Raw genomic sequence first — 26,907 nt, 5'->3', positions numbered from 1 at the left:
CGGCCGACGTCACGGGGGCGGCGGGAAAACGGTCTTCCAGTCGTTCTTCATGTCCACGATCGTCCAGCCCCTCGCCGCGGCCTCGTCAAGCGCCTTGTCGAGCTTCCCGACTTCGGACTTGCGATCATAGGCCCATTCGCGCTCGGCATCGGTGTGGTGGACGATCAACGCCATCCTCGGGCCGCTGCCGCCGACAGTGTATTGCAGCATCTGGAGATCGCCGTCGGAATTGCCGAATGCGAATATCGGACGACGGCCGATGAAGCGATTGATGCCGACGGGCTTGCCCGGGCCGTCGTCGACGAACTCGACCTTGGCCTCCTTGATCAGTTCAGGCTTCCCGTCTTTGCCCAGACGAAACTTGACGACGCCGGACGAGCCGACGACCTGTTCGGGCGGGATCCCGTAGGCCTTGTCCGCGAACACCCTCATGAACTCGACCCCGCCGCCCGAAACGATGAACGTCTTGAAGCCGTTTGCGCGCAGATAGGCCAGCAATTCGAGCTGTGGCTGATAGACCATTTCCGTATAGCGGCGCTTGGTTTGCGGATGACGCGCGGTCTCCCACCACTCGGCGACCGAGCGGGAAAAGGCCTCTGTCGTCATGCCGGAATGGGTACGCGCGAGAACCAGGCCGAGGCCCCTGTTGCCATCGGCCATCAGCGCCTTCAGATCGCCCGCGAGAACGGTCCGGAACGGCTCCTTGGATTTCAGCGCGGGTGTCGCCGCGGCTTGGCTCCTGATCTCGTCAAGGGCAAACTGCGCCTGGAAGTAGATCGGTTTCTCGGCCCAAAGCGTCCCGTCATTATCGAAGGTCGCGATTCGTTCGGCTGGCGGCACAAAATCGGGTCCGCCCTCCAGAGTAACCTTGCGAACGAACGCCAGAATTGCGGCCTTGGACTTGCCGTCATTCCACCCAGGCAGCGGGTCCGGCTGCGCCGATGCCCAACTCGTCGTGAGGGCCGCAGTGGCCAGCGTCAAAACCGCAATGAGTTTCGTGATACCCTTCATGAAACCCTCCAACGCACATAAAGCACAGAGAGCGGGGCCTTCCGGTCGTCGATCGTCTTGGCGGTGCTCGGCTGCTCCGCGCCGAGCGGCAACGGCAGGTCGGAAAGTCCTCGGCTCCTTCCTGCCAAATGCAGGCATCGAACTGCCTGTAGATCTTGACCCGCGCGGAGACCGACACCTCGCCCGCTTTCGTATTGTACGCGGCAGTCCCGCGGACGGCTATCGCGTCGCTCCCGTGCGCTTTCGCCGTCCAACTGCCGGCCATGACATGATCAGGTCCGGGACCGGATTTGCGAGCTGCCTGGCGAGCCTATCTGCGCCTGTCGATTGCGCAGACAAGTGCGGCAGCGGCGAGGAGCCACAGCGAAAAAGCGCAGCAAGGCACATGCCTAACGCCGACGAGCGCATCGGAAATTCCTTTTGATCTCCGTTTCGTGAGCTTGCGAGACGATCAGTTCTCCGCACCCAGCCATCAGCATGCTGACCGCAATTACTTCGAAGATATTGCTGAAACTATCGTCCAATATTGAATGCCGTCGACATCCGGCCGTATCGCGACCATAATCTGTTGCGGAAAGTTGGCTATGCCATTTCTGCCAATGGAGGACGCCGATGGTGGATGCGGTTCACCAGTCTGTTCTCGACAACATCGAAGCGCTCCAGCGCCCGATCGCTGGCGCCGAGGTCCGCGCGACGCAACTTTCTGCCGCGGGCATTCATGGTTCGCTCCTCGTCGCAGATTTGGACGGAGCCGTTCTCTCGTTCGGCAGGGTCGCGGGGGATTTCTACCTGGAGGGCCCGCTGTCGCCGGACCGCGTCGTTTTAGGTGTTCTGCTGTCGTGCATGCGGCCCGTGACGCATTGGGCAAGCGAGGTGGAATCCGGCGATCTTGGCTTCTTCCCGGCTGGAAGCCCGCAGACGGCACTCTATCAGGGCTCGGCCGAGTATCTGACCTTAGCCTTGTCTGAAGATCGATTGGCCGCGTTCGCGGATCAGAACGAATTCCGGCTGGGCCGCAAACAGTTGCAGTCCGAGGGCATCATTGCCGACGGAAAGCGCGCCTTCTGGGTCGGCCGCATTCTTTCGAACTTCTTGCAGCACAGCCCGGAGCGCTTCTCCTGCCCAAATTTCGCAGCTGAAGTGCGCGACCGGTTTCTAGGTGCATATCTCTCCAGACTCGATCCGGAAACGTCGGATTCCAGAAGAGACCCGACAAGAGATCGGAAGATCGTCAACGACGTTATCGAGTTCACGCGGTCGAGCATCGAACGGGGCAGCGGGATAGACAGCATCTGTGCCGAACTCGCCATTCCGAGGCGAACGCTCCATAGGGCTTTCGTCAGTCTAACGGGCATGCCACCGGCAAAGTTCGTTCGAAATTATCGACTGAACGAATCGCGTCGCCGTCTTGTCAGTAGACGAGAAAGCGTCACCGAAGCGGCCACTCAATGTGGCTTCTCGGAACTTGGGAAATTCGCTGCGTACTACCGACGATTGTTCGGTGAAGCGCCATCAGCCACGCTCGCGGGGCTCAACGCCGGTGTTCGATCTTGCGTGCCATCCATGCAGTTTGGCTAGTGCCGGAAGCGGCTGATCTTTCGTTCCCAATTGTGCGGACACGGCTTGCCCGCGGTTCGGCCCAACGAAAAGCGCATCCCCGTTGAACGGGTAGCGACCCGCGCGCACTGCGTGCGGTTGAAAAGGCTGCAATCGTCGACGGTCGGATGGGTGCCGTCCCTTGCCTCCGATAGCGCCACAGCGGATCGGCGAGTTCACGGACAGCGCTGCGGCAAAAAATTGGGGGAACAGCTTGATCTGCGCTGGCCTTGGGCTGGCGATCGGATCAGTATTCATCGCACCTGACCACCTCGCGTATCCGTGCGTAGACGTTGAGTTGCCGGATGCCGTGTTCGCGCAAGCGCCGGTATCGTGGCTTTGAGAAAGCGGACATAGGCTCTCAACCATCTTAATGTCATGAGGTTGATCATGAACGTATCATTTGAAGCCGGAATGGCCGTCCTTGAAGCTCTAGCTGGAAGTAAGCATCCCAAGACCATCGATCAAATCAGCTCTCAGACGCGATTCGATCAGGCAATAGTTCAAGAGACGCTCAGGATACTCGAAACGACACGCTATATCTCGATATCTCAGGCTTCCGAAATCGTAACGTTGTCGCCAAAATTATGGAGCCTGGGATTCTGCTCGAAGGCCACGGCCGATCTAACACGTGTTGCGGATCATCATCTTTCCGAGCTTGTCATGAGCACCGGCGAGTCGGCGTGTATGGCAATCATTGCGGATACGGAGATTGTCGTCGCGGCCGGATTTAACGTGCCTGGGCCAATGGGGGCGGAGTTCGAGGTTGGAACAAAAGTGCCGGCCCTCGCTTGCGCGGCAGGGAAGGCCATTCTCGCTTTCCAATCCCTCGATGTGATTGGTGAACTAGAGAAAAGCGCGCTTGCCGCCGCTCCAACACAGGGTGATCCCGGCGCATTTCGACGCGAGTTCGAGGCGATCCGCTCGCAAGGATATGCTGCTCACTGGACCGGCGGCGACAGCGCGAGATGCGAGATGGCGGCGCCGATCAGATGCGCCGACGGGGCAATCCACGCAGCAGTCGGCATATCGGGTTCGTCGAGCCGATTGACCGACGAAGTCATTCCGGCGATGGCAGAACACATTCTGGAGGCCGCCGACAGGATTTCGCGTGAGCTGCAATGTTTACGAGCTGCAACGACCTATAAGGGGTAAAGGCGCTGTCGCCGTATTTAAAAGGCCGAGCGAGCTATGAATCGTTCGTGTTTTACGCCGGGGCGAGATGGTGATGATCTCAACCGGTGCAATCCTACGGGTGACCTCGCCGCGTTTGCAGTGGAATGAGTCTTGACTTCGGGTTCCAAGAGATGACGCCTGCTCCACATAGGACCGATCTTCAGGATCATGGAGCGGAACAACGCGGCCAAAATCAGCCTGGAGCGAGTGAGACTCGGGTTCTCAAGCGTCGCGTGTACCATGTTGGTGGCTATGACCCGGCCCCGCCATCGGCCGTGTTCGAACGTTTCGCCAAGGAATTGAAGCGCTTCGAACGCGCCTGGAATGTGCGCACGACGATCTCTGAGCTGACAGCGGAGCCAGATCTCGCGACATGGCAGGTGTCTGCAGCGGGCCCCAACTGGCGCACCGAAACCGAAGTTCGTCTGGTTCGGTGGGATGATCTGATAGCTGAATCGGTCGCAGGGCCGACATGGGGACGCTTGATACCGGGGGCGGCGGCCTTTTTCGATTTTTTGAGTGCAGGAGCGTTCGTAGGATATCTTCGATCAAGCTGGCGTTACGCGATGTTTTTCATTTATCCGTTCGTGATATTGATGTCGATTATCGCGCTCGCTATCGGTTCATTTTATTTGGTGTCGAAGATTGTCGGTAGTGTATTTTTTGGTTTGGCTGTCTTATTTTTGGTTGTTTGTTTATTGCTATACATGTCTGATCGCTTGTTATATCTTGGGTTATTGCTGGATGATTGGATTTTTTCGCGTCACTATATCCGATTTGGCAATGAAATTTTGGACGGCCGCCTGCAGCGGGTCGCCGCGGATATCGCCGCCAACGCTCAAAGCGAGGCGGTGGATGAGGTTCTTATTGTCGGGCACAGTCTGGGCGCCGTGCTCGCTGTCGATCTCATTGATCGCGCCACGAAGCTTCAACTCGAGCGCCGGGTAAGCCGGAAGCTGGCCTTTTTTTCGGTCGGGGCTTCCATTCTCAAAATTGGCCTCCACCGCGCTGCAAGCGGATTTCGCGAGGCGGTCGGGCGTGTCAGCTCGAATCCGGACGTTGTGTGGGCGGATTACCGCGCTCGTTCCGATGTGATGAACTTCTATGGCGCGGACCTGCTGCGAGATTTGAAGCTGCCTGCCACCGGCTCTCCAATGGTTCGCAATGTCAGCATCCGACGGATGATCGCCCCGGAGCGTTATCCGAGAATCCGCAGGAACTGGTACAAAATGCACTGTCAATTTGTGAGGGCCAACGATCGGCGGGCCCCTTATGATTACTTCATGTCGATCTGCGGCCCGATCTCCGCGGAGCAGAGCGCGCGATCGGAGCGAGGTGTGATGGATTTATTCGACGCAGACGGTCAACTGATCGAATCAGTTGAGCTTTCAGGCGATCTCGATGCCGCCGGGGTCGTGAAGCTATGACCCTTTCCGTTGCCAAGGCGATCTATCTGGTTCTCGCAATTGGTTGGTACATCATCCGCATTCCGCACGAGCGGCGTTCTCGTCGGACGCCTGTTTCCCGGTCAGCGCGCGGAATCAAGGAACGCATCCTGCTGAGCATCTCTTTTACGGGTTTGGGGATCCTGCCTTTTGCCTATGTCGCATTCGGGTTTCCGCGGTTTGCGAAATACGCGTTCCAGCCCACCTTGGCCTGGGCAGGGGCGTTTCTCGCAGCCGCGTCATTGCTGTTGTTTTACCTGACTCACCGCGCTTTGGGGCGCAACTGGTCTGTCTCCCTCGATCTTCGAGAGAGCCACAAGTTAGTAACCAGCGGAGTGTATACTTACGTTCGTCACCCGATGTATAGCGCCTTTTGGTTATGGGCCATAGCGCAGGCGCTGCTTTTACCTAATTGGATTTCGGGTCCGGCTGGACTCATTGGCTTCGGGACGCTGTATTTCTTTCGTGTCGGGGAGGAGGAAAGGCTCATGAGCGGGGCGTTCGGCAAGCAGTACCAGGATTACATCAATCGTACCGGCCGGGTTGTGCCACGTCTGAATAGCGCTCATCCTCCCCACTGACGAGTTGCCATGGAGCGCGGATTCTTCGGCCAGGGCGGCCGTCTTCATGTTGTTTGGCAACCATAAATCGTCGTCCCGCAGCTAATGGATTTTTGTCAATTGAAATTGCTTATGGCATCTGAGATGATGGGCAGGTGCCACACGACGACTTGTATTTTTCGGCACGATGTTGCGCAGTTGCACTAGGCTAATGATTGCGCTGACCTCAAAGTGGGCTTGTTTAACCGAGGGCGAACCGATGAAAAAGATCGTAGTGTTGGCCGTATCTGTTGCACTCATTAGCGTTGGCGGGTGTGCTTCCATCGGTAAGGGTAAGGGGAAGGCTCCGCCTCCCGCTGCTGCCCCCATCGTAACCAAGGGTTAGCATTATCTATAAGGAAAGCGGTCGAGTACTCGGCCGCTTTCTCCTTTGGTGCGGCGCGTGCGGCGTTCGGATTACTGAGGCGCAGTCGCTGGCACGTTGAAGCTTGATCGGAGGCTTGCGATGCGGTTCGCCAAAAACCCTCCAATACGCTCCTGGATCTTCGCTTGTGGCCTAACGAGCATTCTGCTCGTATTTGGTAGCGGTGTAGCGGCCGCGCGCGATCATGAATCGGGCGAGAGCAGGAGCCAGGCTACTGCATCGACGACGCGAACGGTGTCGGCGCCGAGATCGCCATACGCACCGCGCGAGAGAGCGCAATATTTCGTCGAGTTTCGCTCCCGCTACGCCTTGAGCTATGGGCACACATTCCTGGTTCATGGACGCCTCAACGCGAGAGGTGAGGTCGGCCCGGTCACTGCGGATCAAGTCGCTGGCCTCCACCCCGCGGGAGAGGGGCCTCAGCTCTGGTCGGCCGGGCACGTCATACCGGTCCCGGCAGAAACCGGAGCCAGCGACGGCGACACGGAAGATCAGTACATTTCCAACCGATTTCGCGTATTGCTCGATGAGGCTCAGTACCGGCGGGTGCTAGCTTATATCAAGCAAAAGCAAAGGACTGCCACGATGTGGCATGCCGTGCTTTATAACTGCAATCGCTGGGTTGGCGAGGTCGCTACTTTCATGGGAATGAGAGCGCCGGATAATACGCTGCTGTACCCGGCGGATTATATCTCCAGTCTTCGCGATCTCAACAGCCGTAAAATGTCGGAGCCGCAATTCTCATCGCATAGCGGTCAATAGATCCGTTCGAAACACGAGGTGTTTCTCGTGTTATCTAGCCACTATGACCGGGGTTCCAACCGGGACACGACCGAACAGGTCGATAATGTCGTCATTCAGCATGCGGATGCATCCATAAGACGCAAAAGTCCCGATGGAGTCGGGCCTGTTCGTTCCGTGTATCGCGTATTGCCCGCCGCCGGAAAGCGTCATTGCACGGGCACCCATGGGGTTTCGCGGAGAACCTCCCGCTATGACATCGGGTATATTTGGGTTGTCGCGCTTAATTTCGTCCGGCGGAGACCAGGCTGGCTCGACATATTTGCCTTCAATCCGAACGGTTCCTTGCCATTGCTTCGCTGATTTCCCTACCGCTACGCGATATCGGATGGCCGTTCCATCTTCCAGAATAAGGTATAGCCGTCGGTCTTTTGTCCGGATGACGATAGAGCCAGGCCCTTCCGTGCCATTATAGCTGACGACTTCTCTGCCACTTGCGGGCGAAGGCGCCAGCGGCGCGGCTAAAGAGAGTGCCAACACTGTCGTCCAGCCAATTCGCATGTCACTCACCCTGCACAGTCAGGCTCTCACGCGGCTCGGTAGCGCTGCCTATCTAACTTCGCTTAGAACCGCGCTCATCTCAAGTGAGAGACAGAGCGTTCAGAAACATATGCTGCAGTGCATTTACGAAATGATGCATGGCGCAACTCACCTGCGACCGCTTTTGTCTTCCGGCTTGATGGAGCGGCCTGCTGGCGGCTTCGGGGACAGGCGGCCAGGATAAGCCGATCTTCTTCTCGGATGCGGCCGGACTGATGCAACCGGCAATCGAGCGCGACGCCGCCATCGGCCGCGAGGCCCCGATCGCGAGGGCTTGAAGCCGCATCCGGACCATCGGGAAGCTTTGCCGTGGAAACGAGCGCAATCCGCCAAAGCGATCTCGCCTAGGCGCGAAGGCCCGGGCGCGATCGTCGCGATCCACGTTGGATCTTGTGGCGACCACGCCGGCATTGCGGGGCGCGGTCAGGGAAGTTCAACTCACCAGGCTTCGATCATCTCGGAATGCTGCTTCTCTTCGGCGGCCACCTCGGGATTCGAGCTGTGCTCGGCCAGGTATTTCTCGGCTTCCAGAGCCGCCATGCAACCCATGCCGGCCGCAAGGACGGCCTGGCGATAGGTGGGGTCGGCCACGTCTCCCGCCGCGAGCACGCCCTTCTGGCTGGTCTTGGTCGACCATGGTGCGATCTTGATATAACCGGTCTCGTCCATATCGATCTGGCCCCGGAACAAGCTGGTGGCAGGATCGTGGCCGATTGCGACGAAAACGCCGTCAGTCGCGATTTCCCTGAGCTCTCCGGTCTTCACATGTCGCAACCTTGCGCCGGTGACCGATTTCAGCGGGTCGGTGGTGCCGAGGATCTCGTCGACCGCGTGGTCCCAGATCACCTCGACCTTAGGATTTGCGAAAAGACGCTGCTGGAGGATCTTCTCGGCCCGAAAGCTGTCGCGCCGGTGGACGACGGTGACCTTGCTGGCATGGTTGGTCAGATAGAGCGCTTCTTCGACGGCCGTGTTACCGCCGCCGACGACCACGACTTCCTTGCCCAGGTAGAAGAAGCCGTCGCAGGTCGCGCAGGCGGACACGCCATGGCCGCCAAAGGCTTTTTCCGATTCGAGGCCTAGCCAGCGCGCCTGGGCTCCGGTTGCGATGATCACGGTATCCGCGAGATAGATATCGCCGGAGTCGCCGATCGCCTTCTTTGGATTGGCCGCGAGGTCGACCGAGACGATCAGATCGTAGACGAGCTGCGTTCCTACATTCTCCGCCTGCTGGCGCATCTGCTCCATCAGATCAGGCCCCTGCACGGCGTGTGCAAAGCCAGGGTAGTTTTCCACGTCTGTTGTGATCGTGAGCTGGCCACCCGGTGTCATGCCCGTCACCAGCATCGGCTTGAGGCTGGCTCGCGCTGCGTAAATCGCCGCGGTGTAGCCGGCAGGACCTGCGCCGATGATGAGCGTCTTGGTGTGATGAGTCTTCGACATCAATGAAACCCGTAAAGGTAGCTGCTGGAATCAGGCGGCCTTGAGAGCATACGTCGGATTGCCGCGACTGCCTGCGATGCGGGCGATCGGGCGGCCGGGCCGGAGCCGATGGCCATGACGCGGGCGTGGGTATGAGGCCATCGTCTCAGTTCCTCTCCTGCGGCCGGGCCGCAGCCTCGATCCGTCAGATACGGCGGCGCGGCGCAGAAACAAGACCCTTCGGACTCATGCCGCTCCGAGCCCCAAAGCGGCCCTGTGGCGTTGCCAGCCCCGCCGTATCGCATCGGCGATGACGGGTGTGGAGTCTATCGGCTGATAGCCCTCGCCTTCAAGGCGTCCACAGAAGCGATGCACAGCGCCCTCGCGCTCCAGCGCCTGGATCAGCGCCGCGATCTTCGGATGGCCGCCTTGCGGCTCGAAAACCAGGATCGGTGCGCCCGTCGCGGTTGCCTCGCCGATCATGTTGGTTGAATCGGCGGTGGCCACGACGGCGTCGGCATTGGCGAGCAGCGCGAGATAGGGGTTCGCGCCCGAGCCGTCCCACCACCAGCCGCCGTGACGGGCGAAGACGGCCGCGACGGCGGTGGCCAATGCGGGGGAGGTGCGCCGGGAAGGCGAGCCCATCAGGGACGCGCCCGAGCGGGCCAGCGCGTCGAGTTGCCCGGTGAAGTGCTCGATGTCGGCAGGCGTGAAGCGGTGATGGCGGCTGTCGCCACCGACCAGTACGGCGACGCGCGGATGCGGCAGTCCGGCGATCGCGGGGGGCGGAGCAGCGCGCGCAGCCGCGAGTTTCTGCGGCGTCAGGCGGTGAGGGGAGGTGGTGGTGACGAGGACATTGTCGCCGCGCAGCCGGTCATGCCCGGCAACCCAGATCAGGTCGGCGGTGCCCGGGCCGGTGCGCGGGTCCTTGAGGAAGACGGTATAGGTCGCGCCGTTCGAGACCTTCTTGAGGGCGCGCAGATAAGCGACGGCGCGCCGCCCCGAGGCGATCGCGATCTCCGGAAAGGGCGGGCTGAGCGGGCTCCCCGGCCGATCCGGCGCCTCGCGCGGGTCGATCGGGCCGCGCGGCATCAGCCAGGCCCATGGCTTGCGCGGCTTCACCCGGCGAATCTCCGGGGCGGCACCCAGGCGCTCGGCCACGCCGAGGCATTGCAACTCGTCGCCGGCCTTGCCGTCGCTCAGGACCCAGACGGTCGGCGTCGGATTTTCGTGCATGGCTGTCTGCGTCCGCGGCATGCGCCTTGTATCGCCCGTCGCTGCCGTCTACACCAGCCCGGCTTTTCTTTGAGGATACTTTGCCTTCGGGGATCTTCGTGCGTCCGAAACTCGACGATATCGACCTGCGCATCCTGCGCGAGCTCCAGGCCGATGGGCGCATGACCAATGTCGAGCTCGCCAGCCGCGTCGGCATCTCGCCGCCGCCTTGCCTGCGCCGTGTCCGGGCGTTGGAGGAAGCCGGGCTGATCCGCGGCTACCATGCCGATCTCGACGAGCGAAAGCTGGGCTATGAGGTGGTCTGCTTCGCCTTCGTGCATCTGGCGAGCCAGGCCGAGGCCGATCTCGCGGCATTCCAGAGCCGCATCCGCGAATGGGCTGCGGTGCGCGAATGCTGGACGCTGTCAGGGGACATCGATTTCGCGCTGAAATGCGTGGCGCCGGATCTGAAGGCCTTCCAGGATTTCGTCGGCGAACTGACGGCCATGCCGAATGTCCGCAACGTCCGCACTGCGCTCGCCCTCGACCGGGTCAAGGACGAGCCGATCGTGCCTTTCGGCTGAGAGCCCGTCTCGAAACTCTGCTGCAGCGGCCATCTGACGGCGTTGGCTGCGCGTCCGGTGCCCGCGGACCAGAGCACGCTGCCGAAAAGTGGTTTCCACTTTTTCGAGAACATCATGCTTAAGGTATTAGAATCGATCAACTTTTCTGCCATTGGGCGATTCTGCCCAATGGCAGGTTGATCTAATGTCCGCTGCGCTCCGGTTCTCGAAAACACCGCCATCTGACTGGCCRCAGCGAGTTTCGAAACGGGCTCTGAGCGCTCAGCCGATGTAGCGCTTGATCCAGTAGGCGTTGTTGCGGGCGAGCGCCTTCAGACGGAGTTGATCGATGTCCGGCCGATACCAGGCGCCGGCCCCGCCGGACAGTTCCGTCGACATGATCGGATAGCTGGCGAGCTCGCGGCCGTTGCGATCGTAGAGCGTCGCGATGCTTTCCAGATAGTCGTTGGAACCCCCGCCATCGGATGGCTTGCCGCCGCCGCCGCCGCCGGCGAAGCTCGCCAGCCAGATACTGCTGACATTGACGACGAGGGATGTGCCGGCGCCGCGCTGCAACGACGGTCCGAGCAAGTCGATGAGCGTGCGCTCGAGCTCGCTCTTGACGATGGCAACGTTCGCGCCCCAGGCGTGAGTCACGGTTGGCGAGAACTGGATCTTGATCGAGCCGATCGGCACGGCCTGCGCCGAGGCTTTGCGGGGCACGAGAGTCAACGCCGCGGCACCGAGCGAGGAAGCCAGAAAAAGTCGACGCGTCATCATGGCCGGGGTCTCCGAAGGCTTGTCACATCAATGTAGGCGCGCGGCTGCGATATTCCATGGCTGCGGGCCCGCGCGCCATCTTCACTCGATCTTGGTTTCCAAGGCGTGTCGCGGGTAGGCAGCATAGTCGCCATCGTCTCGGCATGCTCTATGGGCGTCAGAATCGCTGGGGGATTCGATGGAACGCTGGCTGACGGAATTCGTGAAGCTCTGGGTGGTGATCGATCCGATCGGGACCCTACCGGTATTCCTGGCCGTCACCGCAGGGCTCGGCGCTGCGGCGGCGCGTCGCATCGCCCTTCAGGGATCGCTCGTCGCCTTCATCGTGCTGCTGTTCTTCGTCGTGCTGGGCCAAATCCTGCTGACGGCGATGGATATCGAGCTGAGCTCCTTCCAGATCGCCGGGAACATCGTGCTGTTCCTGTTCGCTCTGACGATGATCTTCGGCGAATCGAAGCTCGATGAGGATCAGAAGCTGCTGAGCTCCTCGGATCTCGAGAAAGCGGTCTATCCGCTCGCGATCCCGAGCATCGCCAGCCCCGGCGCGATGCTGACGGTGATGACCGTCACCGACAATTCGCGATTCAGCATCGCCGAGCAGGCCGAGACCGTGCTTCAGATCACGATTATCTTTGTCGTCCTGGTCGGGCTGTTGTTCTGCGCCTCGCGCATCATCGCGGTGATCGGCAATGCCGGTGCCAGCGTCATCAGCCGCGTAATGGGCCTGATCCTGGCGAGCGTCGCGGTGGACGGCATCATCAAGGCGGTAAGGATCGTCGTGACGGGATGACGACCGTGTGCGTCGTGCCCGGATTCATTCCGAGCGCTTGAGTCGCCATCGCAGGCTGGGCCCGAAACACAAATGCTCGCCACGAGGGCGAGCATGGTGCGTTCTGCGGGGAGGCTGAGCTCAGCGGAAGGCGATGCTGACGACCTCGTAGGATTTGCCGCCGCCGGGCGTGTTGACCTGGACGGAATCGCCGACTTTCTTGCCGATCAGCGCGCGCGCGATCGGCGAGCCGATGGAGACCTTACCGGACCTGACGTCCGATTCCGGCTCGCCGACGATCTGGTAGCTCTTCTCTTCCTCGGTATCGTCATCGATCAGCTTGACGGTGGCGCCAAACTTGATCGTATCACCGCCGAGCTTGCTGACATCGATGATGTCGGCGCGGCCGATCAGCGATTCGAGTTCCAGGATCCGGCCCTCGTTCAGCGACTGTGCTTCTTTCGCCGCGTGATATTCGGCGTTCTCCGACAGGTCGCCGAGGGCGCGCGCCTCGGAGATCGCGGTGATGATACGCTGACGCTCGACCTGCTGGCGCTGCTTCAGCTCCACCTCCAAAGCAGCGAAGCCGCTCGCGGTCATCGGAACCTTTTCCATTCTTTCCGTTCCATAAGCTCCGAAAGCGCAGTTCGCCGGCGGCAAATCAGCCGCCGGCGTTTCCGCGCTTCCGCTCAATCCTCGTTCGCCACGAACAGCCTGTCTCAGGCAGCGCGTTCGAAGTATGACTGCAACGATCGTACTTCGAGATCGCCGCTGCAATAGGCCTTGATGCCCTCCGCCGCAGCGATCGCTCCGGCCAAGGTGGTATAATAGGGCACCTTGTGCAAGAGGGCTGTTCGACGGAGCGAACGGGAATCCGCAAGCGCCTGTGGACCCTCGGTGGTGTTGAAGATCAGCTGGATCTCGCCGTTCTTGATCGCGTCGACGACATGCGGCCGGCCTTCCAGAACCTTGTTGATCCGCGCGGCATCGATGCCCTGTTCCTGCAGCAGGCGTAGCGTGCCGCCGGTCGCGACGATCCGGAAGCCGAGATCGGCCAGGATGCGGACGGCCGGGACGATGCGCGGCTTGTCATCATCCCGCACCGATACGAAGACCGTGCCCTTGACCGGAACCTTGGAGCCGGCGCCGAGCTGGCTCTTGGCGAAGGCCGTGTCGAAGGAGCGGTCGAGGCCGATGACCTCGCCCGTCGAACGCATCTCGGGCCCGAGCAGCACGTCGACGCCCGGGAAGCGCGCGAAGGGGAAGACGGCTTCCTTGACGCCGACATGGTCGAGGCTGGCCGGCTTCAGGTCGAAGCCCGCCAGCGGCTCGCCGGCCATGATGCGGGCGGCGATCTTGGCGATCGGCTGGCCGATGACCTTGGCGACGAAGGGCACGGTGCGCGAGGCGCGCGGGTTCACTTCGAGGACGTAGATATCGCCGTCCTTGATGGCGTATTGCACGTTCATCAGCCCGCCGACATCGAGCGCGAGCGCCATCGCCTTGGTCTGGCGCTCGAGCTCGGCGATGGTCTCGGCCGAGAGCGAGCGCGGCGGAAGCGAGCAGGCCGAGTCGCCGGAATGGATGCCGGCTTCCTCGATATGCTCCATGATGCCGGCGATGAAGGCGTCCTTGCCGTCCGCGAGACAGTCGACATCGACCTCGATGGCGTCCGATAGGTAGCGGTCGAACAGCAGCGGGTTCTTGCCGAGGACTGTGTTGATCTGGCCGGTCTTGTCGTTGGGATACTTCGCCTTGACCTCGGAGGGGATCAGCGAGGGCAGGGTGCCGAGCAGATAGTCCTCGAACATCACCTCGTCGCGGATGATCGCCATGGCGCGCCCGCCGAGCACGTAGGAGGGGCGGACGACGAAAGGCAGGCCCAGTTCGCCGGCAATGATGCGGGACTGCTCGACCGAATAGGCGATGCCGTTCTTCGGCTGCTTGAGATGCAGCTTGTCGAGCAGGCGCTTGAAGCGGTCACGGTCCTCGGCGAGGTCGATCGCGTCAGGCGAAGTTCCGAGGATCGGGATGCCCGCCTCTTCCAGCGCATTCGCGAGCTTCAGTGGGGTCTGGCCGCCGAACTGGACGATGACGCCGTGCAGCGTGCCGTTCTGCTTCTCGGTCTCGAGGATCTCGAGCACATCCTCGGCGGTGAGCGGCTCGAAATAGAGCCGGTCGGAGGTGTCGTAGTCGGTCGAGACCGTCTCCGGGTTGCAGTTGACCATGATGGTCTCGTAGCCGGCGTCGCGCAGAGCGTAGCAGGCATGGCAGCAGCAATAGTCGAACTCGATGCCCTGGCCGATGCGGTTCGGCCCGCCGCCAAGGATGACGACCTTCTTGCGATCGGAAGGATTGGCCTCATCCGCCGCCTTGCCGGCGAAAGGCATGGCATAGCTCGAATACATGTAGGCGGTCGGCGAGGCGAACTCCGCCGCGCAGGTGTCGATGCGCTTGTAGACGGGGCGGACGTCGAGCGATTTGCGCAGCGCCCTGACCTCGGCCTCGGTCTTGCCTGCAACCGCGGCGAGGCGCTTGTCCGAGAAGCCCATCGCCTTGATCTGGCGGAAGGAGCCGGGTGTCTGCGGCAGGCCGAACTTGCGGATCTTCTCCTCGGTCTCGACGATCTCGCGCATCTGGGCGAGGAACCAGGGGTCGATCTTGCAGCTCTCGTGGATCTCCTCGTCGCTGAAGCCGAAGCGCATGGCCTGGGCGACGTGGAGGATGCGGTCCGGCGTCGGAATCGAGATCGCCGCCTTGATGGCGTTGCGGTCGTCGCCATGGCCGAAGCCCTCGATCTCGATCTCATCGAGCCCGTCGAGGCCCGTTTCCAGCGAGCGCAGCGCCTTCTGCAGCGATTCCTGGAAGGTCCGGCCGATCGCCATGGCCTCGCCGACCGACTTCATCGCCGTGGTCAGCGTCGGCTCGGAGCCCGGGAACTTCTCGAAGGCGAAGCGTGGGATCTTGGTAACGACGTAGTCGATCGTCGGCTCGAAGGAGGCCGGGGTGGCTCCGCCGGTGATGTCGTTCTCGATCTCGTCGAGCGTGTAGCCGACGGCCAGCCGCGCCGCGACCTTGGCGATCGGGAAGCCGGTCGCCTTGGAAGCGAGAGCGGACGAGCGCGAGACGCGCGGGTTCATTTCGATGACGATCATGCGCCCCGTGGCAGGATCGATCGCGAATTGGACATTGCTGCCGCCCGTCTCGACACCGATCTCGCGCAGCACCGCCAGCGAGGCGTCGCGCATGATCTGGTATTCCTTGTCGGTCAGCGTCAGCGCCGGCGCGACGGTGATCGAATCGCCGGTATGGACGCCCATCGGATCGAAGTTCTCGATCGAGCAGACGATGATGCAGTTGTCCTTCTTATCGCGGACGACCTCCATCTCGTATTCCTTCCAGCCCAGCACGCTCTCCTCGATGAGGACCTCGCTGGTGGGGGAGGCGTCGATGCCGCGCTCGACGATGTCGATGAACTCGCCCTTGTTGTAGGCGATGCCGCCGCCTGTGCCGCCCATGGTGAAGGACGGGCGGATGATGGCGGGAAGGCCGATGTCCTCGAGCGCGTCGAGCGCCTGGCCGAGCGTCTTGATGTGGTGCGAGCGCGGGGTGTCCAGGCCGATCTTGGTCATGGCTTCGCGGAAGAGCTCGCGGTCCTCGGCCTTGTCGATGGCCTCGGCGGTGGCGCCGATCATCTCGACACCGAACTTCTCGAGCACGCTGATCTTGCTGCCATCGGGCTGGACGATCGACTTCTTGTTGAGCGAGAGCGCGCAGTTCAGCGCGGTCTGGCCGCCCATGGTGGGCAAGAGCGCGTCGGGGCGCTCCTTCTCGATGATCTTGGCGACGATCTCGGGCGTGATCGGCTCGACATAGGTCGCATCGGCCAGGTCCGGATCGGTCATGATCGTCGCCGGGTTCGAATTGACCAGGATGATGCGGTAGCCCTCGGCCTTCAGCGTCTTGCAGGCCTGGGTGCCGGAATAGTCGAACTCGCAGGCCTGTCCGATGATGATGGGGCCGGCGCCGATGATCAGGATGGACTTGATGTCTGTGCGCTTGGGCATGATCTCGACCGGTCTTGCGGGCGCGCGCAAGGCCGGTCCGATCGGGCGAGCGGAGGCCTGGCGAGCGTCTGAATGAATGCTAGGCGCTCGCTATAGACGGGCAAGGCGGCGGAAGGAAGCTAAAAGCGCTTCGGTCCTTGCTCAACGCACAGGCCGCGGTGCCGGAAGGGCGAGATCGATCTCCAGCGGGCGCGGCGAGCGACGCTCCAACCGGCGCTTGCGCCGCATGGCGATGAAGAGCACGGCGAGCGCCGCGATCTCCCAGGCGGCACCGACGAAGCCGAGCGGCCAGGTGCCGGCATGGCGCATCACTTGCTGGCCGAGCGCGGCGCCGGCCGCGATGCCGAAATACAGTGCCGAGGCGTTGAGCGAGAGCGCGACCACGGCTGCGTCTGGCGCCATCGCCGCGAGCCGCGACATCTGCGAGGGATGGCCGGCCCAGCCCGCCGCACTCCAGATCAGCAGCACGAAGGGAATCGGCCAGATCGCCAGTTCAGGGGGCAGGCTGAAGGCGATCAGCGAAGCCGCGAGCAGCGCCGCAGCCAGCACAGTCAGCACCACGGTGAGCGTGCGCTCGGGGCCGAAGCGGTCGCTGGCTATGCCGCCGAGCTGGTTGCCGATGGCCGAGCCGATGCCGGAAACGACGAGTGTTGCAGCGAGCCAGGGGCCGACGATCCCAGCGTGGTTGGTCAGGAAGGGGGCGATATAGGTGTAGAGGACGAAGGCGCCGGTGGTCCACAGCATGGTCGTGGCCAACGCCAGCAGCACGTCGCCGCGGCCTGCGACCTGGAGGCGCTCGCGCAGCGTGTTGGTGCCGCGCGGCAGGCCCCGCGGCAGCTTGACGAGCAGGCCCGCCAGCGAAAGCGCGCTGAACAGTGTCACGATCAGGAAGGCGAGGTGCCAGCCGCCGAAGCCGACGACGGCGGTGCCGATCGGGATGCCGAGAATCAGCGAGACCGTCATACCTCCGGTGACCAGCGCGATGGCGCGGCCGCGCCGCTCCGGAGCGGACACCGCCACCGCGACGGCGTTCGCCGCCGGCATGAAGACGCCGGCCGAAAGCGCCATCACGATGCGGGCGCCCATCACCACCCAGAAGTCGCTGGCGAAGGCGGCGCCGAGATTGGCAAGGCCGAACACCGCCATCGCTCCGACCAGAACGGCCTTGCGGTCGACGTCGCCGAGAACGGTGGAGAGGATGGGCGAGCCGATCGCATAGGCGAGCGCAAAGATCGAGATAAGCAGGCCGGCGGTGTCGACCGAGACGCTCAGGCCGTTGGCGAGATGGGGCAGAATGCCGGTGACGATCAGGCTGCCCGTGCCGATGGCGAAGGCGCCGCCGGCAAGCGAAAGAAGGCGCGTATCCATGGGAATGATCCTTGCGGATGATCGCTGTTTCGGAGTCAGGCTTCGAAATTCAAGGATCGTTGAATTAATCCGGCCCGACAATTGCCGCAAGGGTAATTTCAATGAATGTTGAATATTGTCAGGAGCGCGGGGATCGCCTATCTCGTCGGTCATGAAGCCGGTTTTTCATCCCGATATCGAGGATGTCGCGCCCGCCGACGTGTTCGCTGCGCTGGCCGATCCGATCCGGCTCGGCATCCTCGTCGCGCTCGCCGATGTCAGCGAGGTCGACAAGGCGCGCTGTAGCCATTTCACCGCCTTCGCCTCGCCTTCGCTGCTGTCCTATCACTTCGCCAAGCTGCGCGAGGCCGGCATCACTCGCATGCGGGTGGAGGGGACGTCACGCTATCTCAGCATCCGGCGCGACGAGCTGAACCAGCGCTTTCCTGGGCTGATCGACAGCGTGATCGAGACCGCGCGGCGCGATCCTGACCTGCCGCGGCTCGGCCCCGAATGGCTTTCAGGCGGCGATGAGGCGCAGGGTTCCACTTCGCCCCGTTGACAGCGGTCCATCCGGGTTTAGCGTCCTCTCTTCCGCGATGGCGTCGAGCCGGATCGCGACGCGGCACCGGCCACGCCCGAACACGAGGAGCATGGCCATGCGTGCAGCCGACCCTCAGAAACTCGATGCGCTGGTAGGACGTCTCGTCGGTGACGTCGGAGCCTCCGTCACGGGCGCCCTGATCGTGCTGGGCGACCAGCTCGGCCTCTACAAGGCGATGGGCGATGGCGAGCCCGTCACCTCCCTGCAACTGGCGGAGAAGACCGGCCTCAAGGAGCGCTATGTGCGCGAATGGCTCGCGGGCCAGGCCTCGGCCGGATATGTCGACTACGACGAAGGCAGCGACAGCTTCAGCCTGTCGCCCGAACAGGCCATGGCCTTCGCCGAGGAAGACAGTCCTGCCTTCTTCGCCGGCGCCTTCGAGATCGTCCAGTCGATGTGGGTCGATGAGCCGAAGGTCGAGGAGGCGTTCCGCAAGGGGGCGGGTCTCGGCTGGCATGAACACAGCCAATGCCTGTTCCGGGGCACCGAGCGCTTCTTCCGGCCGGGCTACAACGCGCATCTGACGGCGGAGTGGATTCCGGCGCTGGAGGGCGTCCAGGCCAAGCTGATGCAGGGCGCGACCGTCGCCGATGTCGGCTGCGGGCACGGCTCCTCGACCATCCTCATGGCGCAGGCCTATCCGCAATCGCGCTTCTACGGCTTCGACTATCACGGACCGTCGATCGAGCGGGCGCGAGAGGCTGCCGAGAAAGCCGGGGTCGCGGACCGCATCGTCTTCGAGCGCGCTTCCGCCAAGGACTTCCCCGAGCGGAAATACGACCTCGTGACGATGTTCGACTGCCTGCACGACATGGGCGATCCGGTCGGCGCGGGCAAGCATGTGCGCGAGTCGCTGGAGAGGGACGGCAGCTGGATGATCGTCGAGCCCTTCGCGCATGACCATCTCAAGGACAATCTCAACCCCGTCGGGCGGATCTTCTACGGGGCATCGACGATGATCTGCACGCCGGCCTCGCAGTCGCAGGAGGTCGGGCTTTGCCTCGGCGCGCAGGCCGGCGAGATGCGGCTGCGCAAGGTCGCGATGGATGCGGGTTTCTCGCATTTCCGTCGTGCGACCGAGACGCCGTTCAACATGGTGTTCGAGGTGCGGGCCTGAGGCCTGAATCCGGCGAGGCGCTGTCCGAAGCGTCGCGGACGGCTCTCCAGCGCTCGCGGTCGTAGCGGGTTGAAGCTGCGATCGCAAATGTGCAATGTTATATCATTGCATATCTGATTGGAGCTCCCCTTTGTCTTCGTCTCGCTTCGTCGCAGCCGGCTTCTGCCTCGCCGGCTGCTTCCTCGCTTCCGCGGCCCCTGCGCATGATCATGCGGTGCTGCGCGGGCGCCTCGTCTTCGCCGACCACGAAAAGCCGGTCATCCGCATCCTCGACCTAGACAGCGGCGAGGTGACGCACAGCTTCGACGTTCCGAAGGCGAATCCGGGTTTCGCAGGCGTATCCGGGGGGCGCTACGTCGTGGTCAAGACCGGCGACGAGGCCGGCACGTTGCGCATCCTCGACACCGGGTTGATGGCCGAATCGCATGGCGACCATGTCGACCTCGCCAAGGCCGAGCCAAAGCTGCTCGAGTTCATGACGACGGGTGATCGGCCCGCCCATGTCATCTCGGGGCAGGGCCAGCTCGGGCTGTTCTATGACGGCTTGCGACCCTGGGAGGGCAAGAGCGAGCCCAAGGTGGTGATGCTTGCCATCGACGGCCTTGCCAAGCCGAAGCCCGATATGACGATCTGGCCAAGCCCGGCGCCGCAGCATGGCATCGCCGTGCCGCTGGGCGCGAAGCAATGGCTGATCTCGGTGCCCAACCCCGCCTATGCCGGGGGCGACGACCGCGGGGCCTCGCCGCGGCCCAACGGCTTCGAAATCCTTGAGCGGGCCAAGTCGTCCGCGACGGGAGACGGTTGGAGGCGGATCGCAAACTTCAACGATCCGGCGCGGCCCGATGCTTCCTGCAAGCTCTATCACGGCTATGCGCCGGCGCGCGGCGGACGGCATCTCTTCGGTTGCGCCGAGGGCGAGGGAGGCGGCGTCCTCGTGCTTTCCAAAGCGGGCAAGGGCGAGACGGCGGGCTGGAGCGCGCGAAAGCTCGCCTATCCCGACGAGCGCCGCACCAGCGCTCTCAAATCCCGCGAGGGCGGACGCTATGTCGTCGGCAATTACGGACTGAAGGCGCCCTATGATGCGCTGCTGCGCATCGATCCGCATGCCAAGGCGCTCTCCGCCGAGGACGTGCTGTCGGTGCCGGGCGGACAGGCCGTCTGCCAGTTCGAGCTAAGCAGCACCGGCACCCGGCTTGCGAACCTCACAGCCGACGGCAAGCTGAGGGTCTATGAGGTTGCGCCGGCCTGGAAGGAACTGGCCTCCTTCGATGCCGTCCCGGCTTTCGACTGCGCCTTTGGCGCGAAGACTCCGACGCCCGGCCTCGCCGTGGTCGGCGGCAGCGCCTTCGTCAGCGATCCGACCGGTGGGCGCATCCGGGAATACCATCTCGACACGCTGAAGCAGGGGCTCGACATGCCGGTCGGCGGCATGCCGGCCAATCTCGCCGGCAGCGAAGCGGGCTGACGGACCGGACGCGCCGGGTGAAAAGCCATTCGCCCGGCGCGTCCGTCCTCCGGCTTTGACCTCATCGCATTTTCTTCACGCGAACCGGTGTCCACTTCGCGCGAAAATGCTCTAGGAAGCGCGGATGCCGTTTCGCCGCTATCCGCGCCAGTTCCGACAGCTCATGGCCTATGTCGTCGCCGGAGGGCTGACGGCGGTCGCGCATTACGGCGTGCTGATCGGGCTTGTCGAACTCGGCCGCATAGACCCCGTTCCCGCGACGCTCGCCGGCTTCGTCGTCGGAGCGCTGGTGTCCTACACGCTGAACCGCTGGATGACCTTCGACGCCACGCGCAGCCATGCGCAGGCGGGTTGGCGCTTCGCCCTGATCGCGGCCGGCGGCTTCGTGCTGACTGGCATCCTGATGCATGTCTTCGTGACGCGGGCCGGCTTGCCCTATCTGCCGATGCAGATCGTCACCACCGGCGTGGTGATGGTGTTCTCGTTCCTCGGCCACAAATTCTTCAGCTTCGCCGATCGGGCCAGCTAGCGACGAGGGGGCGTCCTGACGCAGCCCGAACTCAGTCCAGGAATGAGATGTCCTTGCAGTTCAGGCATTTGCCGAGCTCGGAATAGGCTTTCACCAGCGCTGCGCAGGAGGCCAGGATGCCGGCGACCAGATCGTCGAGCTTGAAACCTCGCGTGCCGATGAAGGTGAGCTCGCCGAGCTTGTGAAGCAGGTTCTGCGTGGCAACGGCGACCGCCATGCTCTGCTTGGCACATCGCGTCAGGGCCTCGGGCGACTGGTCACAGTTCAGCCGGCTCTGCTTCAGCCGCTCGATGAACTCCTTGGTCGTCTCGCGGATGTTCTCGATGGCGCGTTCCATCACCTGCACGGGGCCCGGCAGGTTCATCGCCTCGCGCAGCTCGTCGATCTTCTTTTCGATGAACTTCGCGAATTCGCGATGCGCCTTCTGATGCGCGGGCAGAAGGTTCAGCATCGCGATGTAGAAGACGATGATGATCGCGATGACGAGCCCGACCACCACGACGACGCCCGGGACGGCGGCGACCGGGCGAAATCCGTTGACCGTGGCGTGGAGCTGGCGCTGATAGGCGATACGACGGGGCCCCTGAATCACCGTGCCGTAGTGGGCTCCGAGTGCCTCGAACTCCGGAAACGTCACGCAGAGGGCATTGACCGAGGCTGCGCCGACGATCCCGTCCGGCCGCAAATCTACCGATTGCTGGAATTCGAGCACGCGCCGGCGCGTCTTCTCCCCGAAGATGCCGTCGAGCTTGAGAGCTGCCAGCTTGGTCGGAGGGAACAGGTTCAGAAGGCGCTGAACCTGCTTGACTTCAGGCCCTTGGCTGCCAGCCGACAGCAACTGGCCAGGCCTCAGAATCTTCGACGACATGGCAGCCCCGCCGGCGACGGAGGCGCGACGGCGCTTCCCCAGCATCGTCGATTGAAGGCGCGTGGGCTGCATGTGGCGTCACCCATTTGGATGACTCACACGGTGTATTCCGGCCCCTACGCGCCGCCTTACTGCTGCGGGGCGACGGTCAGCGTGAGCTGGCGGCGGCCGATGCGGCCTTCCTTGTCGGTCGCCTCGATCTCGATGATGTGGCTTCCGCTGGGGACAAGGACCGAAGGCGCGTCGATCCCGGCCGGGGTGATGAAGGGCTTGATCCGCTCGGTGATGTCGACCGGGGGCTGGCGGCGATAGAAGACGCGCACGGTCGCAGGATCGATGGGTACGCCATTGCTCGGCATGAAGCGAACGGCCAGGCGGAAGGGCTTGCCATCGACACCCTTGTCGGGTGTCGGCAAGGTGTCGATGCCGGGGCCGCGGGTGAGGTTGCGCGTGCTGGCCGGCGCCTTGGCCGTGGTCGGCAAGCCCGCTTCCTCGCGTGTGATGAGCTGAACCGGCTCGGCGGCGTGCGACGCCGTCGACATCGCAGCGGTGGCGAGAACAACACGCAGAATGTGCGGGATGAGCACAGTCTTCATCATCGTCCTATTTCACTCCCAGAATTCCGGCGATGAGGCCGGCGATGGCAGAAATGATGGTACCGGCCATCAGGATGGTGGTTTCGATGGTCTTCAGCGTTTCCATCGGCACCTTGCCATGCACGGCCAGCAGCCCCTTTCGCAGTTCCGGCAACGAGACGAGACCCCGCGCGGCAAGCGCAGCCTGCGTCACGCGCATCAACATCCCCGAGAACATCGAGGCGCCGATGCTCAGCGCGTAGAACGAAGTCTCGCGCCAGGCTGCCAGCCCTTGCGGAAGGAGTGGTATATTGTCGTGCCAACCCAGCAACGCGTTCATGGTCGCGACGGAAAAAATCGCGAAACCTATGGCGATGCCGATATCGAAAGCGAGCAGCCGCGGGCGAAGCCCGAAATAGAGCATGCCGGTCAAGAAGGGGATCCCGATCGAGGCGAGGCGCAGCGCCCAGAGCGGCAGGTCGAGCCAAAGGACGACGGCGCAATAGGCCAGCAGCAGCAAAGTCAGGCCGAAGGGCAGCACCCAGTAGCGGCGGCGTGCGGCGGGGTGGGCGACCGGCGCTGCAGGCCCTGGCGCGTCTGCCGGCTCCGATGCTGCGGGGTCGAGGGCTGCAACGGGTCTTGCAGCCAGCGCGGCGCGGTCCTCCTCTGCACGTTTCTCGAAGGTGGCGAGCCGCTCTTCGAGCGCACCGAGACGGCGCAGCAAGGGAAGCACGGGCGTCAGGTCACGTCCGCAGCAACGGCAGGACAGCACCCCCGCATTGAGCGTGGCATCGCAATAGGGACAGTTGAACTGGTCCTGCACGGAGCTCTCACGCCTTTGGGGCAAGCCGCGCTCAGAGCCATGTTTGCGTCGTTAAATCAAGATGCCTGATGCATTACAGTTACGGAACTTTAGTATTAGTCGCCATGGCGAGCCGTTGGATGCGCCGTGTTGCGGATCAGGCCGGCTTCATCGCCTTGAACGTCATCCGGTGCGGATTGTGGCCGAAATTCGCGGGCCGCTGCAGGTCGACGAAGCCGGCCTCGCCGATCAGTGCCGAGATGGCCTCGGGCGTATAGGTCGACAGCCCGTATTGGGCGCGCAGCTTGCGGTAGTCTGAAAAGGCGGTGCGGATGAGGCCACCGAGCGCCGCCGTCAGGAAGCCGCCGCGCCAGGCGAAGGCGAGGAGCTGCGATGCGTCGGTGAGCGGGCTGACGTTCGGCGGGATCACATCGGCGATCACCAGCTTTCCGCCGGGCTTGAGCTTGCCGCGCCAGGTTTCGAGCAGTGCCTTCAGCTCGTCGCGGGAGAGATACTGGACCAGCGAATTCGCGACGACGAGGTCGAGCGATGCCTCCGGCAGGGCCTCGACCTCCTCGGGCGAGACGACCGCGATGTTGTCCTTGCGGCCGAACTTGGCGCGCAGTTTGTCGCGCACACTGGACGCAGCTTCGCAGAGGTAGAGTCGGCCGCAAGCGGAGGCGACGCGCGCGGCGTCGAGCGCCTCGCCGCAGCCATGGTCGAGCACGACGGCGTCACGCGCGGGAACATGCGCGATCAAGTCGCTTGCGATGGCGCGGTAATGCAGCGCCTTGTGGCGCGGCGAGACGTAGATGGAATGTTCGCCGTTCCAGAAATCGCGCCAGGACATGGGCAGTGTCGATCCTCGGTGGCCGCTCGCGGCCGTCATCCGATGACTAGACGCAAGCGGCGTGGCTCCGCAACAGCCGGGGTTCCGGGACGCGTCCGTTTCCGCTTAAGTCGTGAATGCGTCCGCGAGTCGGGGACGCGCGGGAGGGGGATGCCGATGCTGCTGCTGCCGCGATTGCTCAAGGGGTTCGTCCGGCAGGGACGCCTGACTGTCATCACTCCGGACGGGAAGCGCCATGCCTTCGGGCCCGGTCCGGCCGAGATGTTGTTCGCCGGCGTGCGCAAGATGGCGCCGTCCGTCACGGTTCGCTTCCATGACGACCGCATCGAGCGGGAACTCTTCCTCAATCCCGAGCTCGCCCTGGCCGAAGGCTACATGGATGGCCGGATCGACTTCGAGGAAGGCACGATCCACGACCTGCTGACGCTGTTCTGGCTGCAGCGCAAGGAATTGCGGAAGCATCCGCTGCAGAAGGCGATCCGGCAGGTGCGCTTCCGCATCCGGCGCTGGCGCATGCACAACCCGCTCGGCCTCGCCGGCAAGAAGGTCAAGCACCACTACGACATCCCGACCGATTTCTACCGGCTCTGGCTCGACGAAACGATGACCTATTCCTGCGCGTATTGGCACAGTCCCGAGGTGGGGCTGGAGAACGCGCAGAAGGCCAAGCTCCGGCATATCGCCGCCAAGCTCAAGATCGAGCCGGGCATGCGCGTGCTCGATATCGGCTCGGGTTGGGGCGAACTGGCGATCTATCTGGCCAAGGCCTGCGGCGCCAAGGTGACCGGCCTCAACGTCTCGCCCGACCAGATGGCGGCGGCGCAGCAACGCGCCGACGCCGCCGGCGTCGGCGATGCCGTGACCTTCATCAACAAGGATTATCGCGAGCTCACCGGAACGTTCGACCGCATCGTCTCGGTCGGCATGATGGAGCATGTCGGCGTCGCGCATTACGGCGAGTATTTCGAGCGCATCCGGGATTTGCTGACGCCGGACGGGATCGCTCTCGTCCACTGCATAGGCCGCGCCGGGCCGCCCGGCTTCACCGGGCCGTTCTTCGAGAAATACATCTTCCCCGGTGGCTATGCGCCGGCACTGTCGGAGGTGTTCGCCGCCGTCGAGCAGACGGGGCTCTGGTCCTCCGATTGCGAGTTCTGGCGCCGCCACTATCACTGGACGCTCGAAGCCTGGCGCGAGCGCTTCATGGCCAGGCGCGAGGAGGTGGTCGGCATGATGGGCGAGCGCTTCGCCCGGATGTGGGAGTTCTATCTCTGCGCCTGCTCGATCTCCTTCGACATCGGCGGCGACATGGTGTTCCAGCTGCTGCTCGGACCGCACAAGAGCGCCGTCCCGATCATCCGCGACTACATTGCGGATGACGAGAAGGCGCTCGCGGCGAAAGGCTTCTAGGTCAGCGCTTCAGGTTGACCACCACCACGCCGGCCAGCGCCATGGCGCCGCCGATCAGGCCGAAGAGCGTCGGCACCTCGCCGAGCCAGAGGAAGCCGATCAGCATCGCCACCGGCGGGACTGCGTATTGGAAGTTCGCGGCGCGAGCGGCCGGCAGGCGCGAGAGCGTGATCGCCCAGGTGCCGTAGGCGATCAGGCTCGGCACGGCGGCGAGATAGACCACCGACCAAAAGGAGACGGCCGGGGCGACCTGCGCCTGTGCGATTGCGGAAGGCAGGAAGGGCAGCAGCACGAAGCCGCCGATCGCCATGTTCCAGGCCGCGACATGGAGCGGCTTGTAGCGGGCGAAGAGCGGTTTCTGCACGACCGTGGTGATGGCGTTGCAGAAGGCGGCGCCGAGGATCAAGAGCACGCTCATGCCGATCTCGACATCGAGCCCCTTGCCGAGCGCGATGACGCCTATGCCGGCGAAGGAGAGTGCCGTGCCGAGCCAGGCGGTCAGGCTGAAGCGCTCGCTGAGGATCATCATGGCGAGCACGGCCGTCATGATGGGGTTGGTGTTGATGATGAAGGCGGCGGGACCTGCCGGCACGACGCGCTGGCCGAAATTGAGCAGCAGGGCATAGCCCGCGATGAAGATCACGCCGCCGACGAGGAAGCGCCAGATGTCGGCGCGTTCAGGCAGCTTCGCCCGGGTCGCGACGAGGAAAAGCGCGGCGGGAACGCCGGCAAGCGCGAAGCGTAGCGCTGCCATCTCTGCAGGGCCGAAGCCGGCGAGCCCGGCGCGGATCGCCGGGAAGGAGGAGGCCCAGGCCATCACCGTGAAGGTGACGGTGAAGAGCAGCGTGGGGTCGAGGCGCTGGGAACCCGAAGAGGTCAGCGCGGGAGTGGCGCAGCTTGAGGAGGACATGGCGTCAATCCATCGGTGACGAAAGGTTGTTCCCGATAGACGCCTCGGCGAGCTGATTGAC

At 63.2% G+C, this 26,907-nt stretch carries 26 protein-coding genes; 13 read left to right on the top strand and 13 right to left on the bottom strand.

Annotation, left to right across the window (positions count from 1 at the left end; genetic code table 11):
• Positions 1-9: 9 nt before the first annotated feature.
• Positions 10-1,011, bottom strand: coding sequence for an HAD family hydrolase (locus tag AC1DE3_RS03210; protein ID WP_476852071.1), 1,002 nt, complete (start codon positions 1,009-1,011; stop codon positions 10-12).
• A 612-nt stretch (positions 1,012-1,623) separates the two neighbouring features.
• Between AC1DE3_RS03210 and AC1DE3_RS03205 the strand changes: the two genes are divergently transcribed.
• From AC1DE3_RS03205 to AC1DE3_RS03180, 6 genes are all read left to right on the top strand, one after another.
• Positions 1,624-2,589 (top strand): helix-turn-helix domain-containing protein, encoded by a 966-nt coding sequence (locus tag AC1DE3_RS03205; RefSeq protein ID WP_441512095.1) that lies wholly within the window; start codon positions 1,624-1,626, stop codon positions 2,587-2,589.
• Positions 2,590-2,997: 408 nt separating this feature from the next.
• Positions 2,998-3,762 (top strand): IclR family transcriptional regulator, encoded by a 765-nt coding sequence (locus tag AC1DE3_RS03200; RefSeq protein WP_476778947.1) that lies wholly within the window; start codon positions 2,998-3,000, stop codon positions 3,760-3,762.
• A gap of 125 nt (positions 3,763-3,887) precedes the next feature.
• A complete protein-coding gene (locus AC1DE3_RS03195) occupies positions 3,888-5,210 on the top strand; it encodes a hypothetical protein (RefSeq protein WP_476778948.1) in 1,323 nt (440 codons plus the stop codon).
• Positions 5,207-5,809, top strand: coding sequence for a protein-S-isoprenylcysteine O-methyltransferase (locus AC1DE3_RS03190; protein ID WP_476778949.1), 603 nt, complete (start codon positions 5,207-5,209; stop codon positions 5,807-5,809). Before AC1DE3_RS03195 ends, AC1DE3_RS03190 begins: the two co-directional genes overlap by 4 nt.
• A 238-nt stretch (positions 5,810-6,047) precedes the next feature.
• Positions 6,048-6,173 (top strand): ABC transporter, encoded by a 126-nt coding sequence (locus tag AC1DE3_RS03185; protein WP_441473303.1) that lies wholly within the window; start codon positions 6,048-6,050, stop codon positions 6,171-6,173.
• A 120-nt stretch (positions 6,174-6,293) separates the two neighbouring features.
• Positions 6,294-6,974: a hypothetical protein gene (locus tag AC1DE3_RS03180; protein ID WP_476778950.1), complete on the top strand. Its 681-nt coding sequence runs from the start codon at positions 6,294-6,296 to the stop codon at positions 6,972-6,974.
• A gap of 30 nt (positions 6,975-7,004) precedes the next feature.
• On the opposite strand, the gene AC1DE3_RS03175 is transcribed toward AC1DE3_RS03180, so the two are convergent.
• From AC1DE3_RS03175 to AC1DE3_RS03165, 3 genes are all read right to left on the bottom strand, one after another.
• On the bottom strand, positions 7,005-7,514 hold the full coding sequence (locus AC1DE3_RS03175) for a L,D-transpeptidase (protein ID WP_441512100.1): 510 nt from the start codon (positions 7,512-7,514) through the stop codon (positions 7,005-7,007).
• Between the two features lie 477 nt (positions 7,515-7,991).
• Positions 7,992-8,996, bottom strand: coding sequence for a thioredoxin-disulfide reductase (gene trxB / locus AC1DE3_RS03170; protein ID WP_476852070.1), 1,005 nt, complete (start codon positions 8,994-8,996; stop codon positions 7,992-7,994).
• A 225-nt stretch (positions 8,997-9,221) separates the two neighbouring features.
• Entirely contained in the window at positions 9,222-10,211 is a 990-nt protein-coding gene (locus AC1DE3_RS03165) for a mitochondrial fission ELM1 family protein (protein WP_476778952.1), read from the bottom strand.
• Between the two features lie 98 nt (positions 10,212-10,309).
• On the opposite strand from AC1DE3_RS03165, the gene AC1DE3_RS03160 reads away from it, so the two are divergent.
• On the top strand, positions 10,310-10,774 hold the full coding sequence (locus AC1DE3_RS03160; protein ID WP_476778953.1) for an Lrp/AsnC family transcriptional regulator: 465 nt from the start codon (positions 10,310-10,312) through the stop codon (positions 10,772-10,774).
• Between the two features lie 261 nt (positions 10,775-11,035).
• Here the strand turns inward: AC1DE3_RS03160 and AC1DE3_RS03155 are convergent, their stop codons facing one another.
• The gene (locus tag AC1DE3_RS03155; RefSeq protein WP_476778954.1) at positions 11,036-11,533 is read right to left on the bottom strand and encodes a hypothetical protein; all 498 of its coding nucleotides are present in this window, start codon (positions 11,531-11,533) and stop codon (positions 11,036-11,038) included.
• Between the two features lie 178 nt (positions 11,534-11,711).
• Between AC1DE3_RS03155 and AC1DE3_RS03150 the strand changes: the two genes are divergently transcribed.
• Complete coding sequence (locus AC1DE3_RS03150) at positions 11,712-12,323, top strand: MarC family protein (protein ID WP_476778955.1); 612 nt, start codon at positions 11,712-11,714, stop codon at positions 12,321-12,323.
• A 120-nt stretch (positions 12,324-12,443) separates the two neighbouring features.
• On the opposite strand, the gene greA is transcribed toward AC1DE3_RS03150, so the two are convergent.
• From greA to AC1DE3_RS03135, 3 genes are all read right to left on the bottom strand, one after another.
• On the bottom strand, positions 12,444-12,917 hold the full coding sequence (gene greA, locus AC1DE3_RS03145; RefSeq protein WP_441512106.1) for a transcription elongation factor GreA: 474 nt from the start codon (positions 12,915-12,917) through the stop codon (positions 12,444-12,446).
• A 104-nt stretch (positions 12,918-13,021) separates the two neighbouring features.
• Positions 13,022-16,369: a carbamoyl-phosphate synthase large subunit gene (gene carB / locus AC1DE3_RS03140; RefSeq protein WP_476852069.1), complete on the bottom strand. Its 3,348-nt coding sequence runs from the start codon at positions 16,367-16,369 to the stop codon at positions 13,022-13,024.
• 141 nt (positions 16,370-16,510) lie between these two features.
• A complete protein-coding gene (locus tag AC1DE3_RS03135) occupies positions 16,511-17,737 on the bottom strand; it encodes an MFS transporter (RefSeq protein WP_476778957.1) in 1,227 nt (408 codons plus the stop codon).
• 151 nt (positions 17,738-17,888) lie between these two features.
• On the opposite strand from AC1DE3_RS03135, the gene AC1DE3_RS03130 reads away from it, so the two are divergent.
• The 4 genes from AC1DE3_RS03130 to AC1DE3_RS03115 all read left to right on the top strand — a co-directional run bounded on the left by AC1DE3_RS03130 (position 17,889) and on the right by AC1DE3_RS03115 (position 21,431).
• Positions 17,889-18,278, top strand: coding sequence for an ArsR/SmtB family transcription factor (locus tag AC1DE3_RS03130; protein WP_441512109.1), 390 nt, complete (start codon positions 17,889-17,891; stop codon positions 18,276-18,278).
• 97 nt (positions 18,279-18,375) lie between these two features.
• Complete coding sequence (locus AC1DE3_RS03125) at positions 18,376-19,437, top strand: class I SAM-dependent methyltransferase (RefSeq protein WP_441512110.1); 1,062 nt, start codon at positions 18,376-18,378, stop codon at positions 19,435-19,437.
• Between the two features lie 130 nt (positions 19,438-19,567).
• On the top strand, positions 19,568-20,902 hold the full coding sequence (locus tag AC1DE3_RS03120) for a hypothetical protein (protein ID WP_476778958.1): 1,335 nt from the start codon (positions 19,568-19,570) through the stop codon (positions 20,900-20,902).
• Positions 20,903-21,026: 124 nt separating this feature from the next.
• Positions 21,027-21,431 (top strand): GtrA family protein, encoded by a 405-nt coding sequence (locus AC1DE3_RS03115; RefSeq protein WP_476778959.1) that lies wholly within the window; start codon positions 21,027-21,029, stop codon positions 21,429-21,431.
• A gap of 31 nt (positions 21,432-21,462) precedes the next feature.
• Here AC1DE3_RS03115 and AC1DE3_RS03110 read toward each other — a convergent pair whose 3' ends face one another.
• From AC1DE3_RS03110 to AC1DE3_RS03095, 4 genes are all read right to left on the bottom strand, one after another.
• Entirely contained in the window at positions 21,463-22,299 is an 837-nt protein-coding gene (locus tag AC1DE3_RS03110; protein ID WP_476778960.1) for a peptidoglycan-binding domain-containing protein, read from the bottom strand.
• 128 nt (positions 22,300-22,427) lie between these two features.
• Entirely contained in the window at positions 22,428-22,898 is a 471-nt protein-coding gene (locus tag AC1DE3_RS03105; protein WP_476778961.1) for a hypothetical protein, read from the bottom strand.
• Between the two features lie 4 nt (positions 22,899-22,902).
• Positions 22,903-23,697, bottom strand: a complete 795-nt coding sequence (locus AC1DE3_RS03100; RefSeq protein WP_476778962.1) for a hypothetical protein — start codon at positions 23,695-23,697, stop codon at positions 22,903-22,905.
• Between the two features lie 136 nt (positions 23,698-23,833).
• Positions 23,834-24,526, bottom strand: coding sequence for a class I SAM-dependent methyltransferase (locus AC1DE3_RS03095; RefSeq protein ID WP_476778963.1), 693 nt, complete (start codon positions 24,524-24,526; stop codon positions 23,834-23,836).
• Between the two features lie 150 nt (positions 24,527-24,676).
• Between AC1DE3_RS03095 and AC1DE3_RS03090 the strand changes: the two genes are divergently transcribed.
• A complete protein-coding gene (locus tag AC1DE3_RS03090; protein WP_476852068.1) occupies positions 24,677-25,936 on the top strand; it encodes a class I SAM-dependent methyltransferase in 1,260 nt (419 codons plus the stop codon).
• Position 25,937: 1 nt separating this feature from the next.
• Here the strand turns inward: AC1DE3_RS03090 and AC1DE3_RS03085 are convergent, their stop codons facing one another.
• A complete protein-coding gene (locus tag AC1DE3_RS03085) occupies positions 25,938-26,846 on the bottom strand; it encodes a DMT family transporter (protein ID WP_441512118.1) in 909 nt (302 codons plus the stop codon).
• Between the last annotated feature and the right edge of the window lie 61 nt (positions 26,847-26,907).

It is taken from the genome of Allobosea sp. 10L417, assembly GCF_056395485.1.
The sequence above is the reverse complement of the archived record's forward strand: the minus strand, read 5'-3'. Positions and strand labels throughout refer to the sequence as shown.

Coding starts and splice junctions, on each gene's coding strand:
- AC1DE3_RS03150 (WP_476778955.1), top strand. CDS start 11,712: ATGGAACGCTGGCTGACGGAATTCGTGAAGCTCTGGGTGGTGATCGAT.
- trxB (WP_476852070.1), bottom strand. CDS start 8,996: ATGTCGAAGACTCATCACACCAAGACGCTCATCATCGGCGCAGGTCCT.
- AC1DE3_RS03195 (WP_476778948.1), top strand. CDS start 3,888: ATGAGTCTTGACTTCGGGTTCCAAGAGATGACGCCTGCTCCACATAGG.
- carB (WP_476852069.1), bottom strand. CDS start 16,369: ATGCCCAAGCGCACAGACATCAAGTCCATCCTGATCATCGGCGCCGGC.
- AC1DE3_RS03155 (WP_476778954.1), bottom strand. CDS start 11,533: ATGATGACGCGTCGACTTTTTCTGGCTTCCTCGCTCGGTGCCGCGGCG.
- AC1DE3_RS03095 (WP_476778963.1), bottom strand. CDS start 24,526: ATGTCCTGGCGCGATTTCTGGAACGGCGAACATTCCATCTACGTCTCG.
- AC1DE3_RS03205 (WP_441512095.1), top strand. CDS start 1,624: ATGGTGGATGCGGTTCACCAGTCTGTTCTCGACAACATCGAAGCGCTC.
- AC1DE3_RS03090 (WP_476852068.1), top strand. CDS start 24,677: ATGCCGATGCTGCTGCTGCCGCGATTGCTCAAGGGGTTCGTCCGGCAG.
- AC1DE3_RS03165 (WP_476778952.1), bottom strand. CDS start 10,211: ATGCACGAAAATCCGACGCCGACCGTCTGGGTCCTGAGCGACGGCAAG.
- AC1DE3_RS03125 (WP_441512110.1), top strand. CDS start 18,376: ATGCGTGCAGCCGACCCTCAGAAACTCGATGCGCTGGTAGGACGTCTC.
- AC1DE3_RS03115 (WP_476778959.1), top strand. CDS start 21,027: ATGCCGTTTCGCCGCTATCCGCGCCAGTTCCGACAGCTCATGGCCTAT.
- AC1DE3_RS03200 (WP_476778947.1), top strand. CDS start 2,998: ATGAACGTATCATTTGAAGCCGGAATGGCCGTCCTTGAAGCTCTAGCT.
- AC1DE3_RS03135 (WP_476778957.1), bottom strand. CDS start 17,737: ATGGATACGCGCCTTCTTTCGCTTGCCGGCGGCGCCTTCGCCATCGGC.
- AC1DE3_RS03210 (WP_476852071.1), bottom strand. CDS start 1,011: ATGAAGGGTATCACGAAACTCATTGCGGTTTTGACGCTGGCCACTGCG.
- AC1DE3_RS03110 (WP_476778960.1), bottom strand. CDS start 22,299: ATGTCGTCGAAGATTCTGAGGCCTGGCCAGTTGCTGTCGGCTGGCAGC.
- AC1DE3_RS03130 (WP_441512109.1), top strand. CDS start 17,889: ATGAAGCCGGTTTTTCATCCCGATATCGAGGATGTCGCGCCCGCCGAC.
- greA (WP_441512106.1), bottom strand. CDS start 12,917: ATGGAAAAGGTTCCGATGACCGCGAGCGGCTTCGCTGCTTTGGAGGTG.
- AC1DE3_RS03105 (WP_476778961.1), bottom strand. CDS start 22,898: ATGATGAAGACTGTGCTCATCCCGCACATTCTGCGTGTTGTTCTCGCC.
- AC1DE3_RS03190 (WP_476778949.1), top strand. CDS start 5,207: ATGACCCTTTCCGTTGCCAAGGCGATCTATCTGGTTCTCGCAATTGGT.
- AC1DE3_RS03175 (WP_441512100.1), bottom strand. CDS start 7,514: ATGCGAATTGGCTGGACGACAGTGTTGGCACTCTCTTTAGCCGCGCCG.
- AC1DE3_RS03085 (WP_441512118.1), bottom strand. CDS start 26,846: ATGTCCTCCTCAAGCTGCGCCACTCCCGCGCTGACCTCTTCGGGTTCC.
- AC1DE3_RS03180 (WP_476778950.1), top strand. CDS start 6,294: ATGCGGTTCGCCAAAAACCCTCCAATACGCTCCTGGATCTTCGCTTGT.
- AC1DE3_RS03185 (WP_441473303.1), top strand. CDS start 6,048: ATGAAAAAGATCGTAGTGTTGGCCGTATCTGTTGCACTCATTAGCGTT.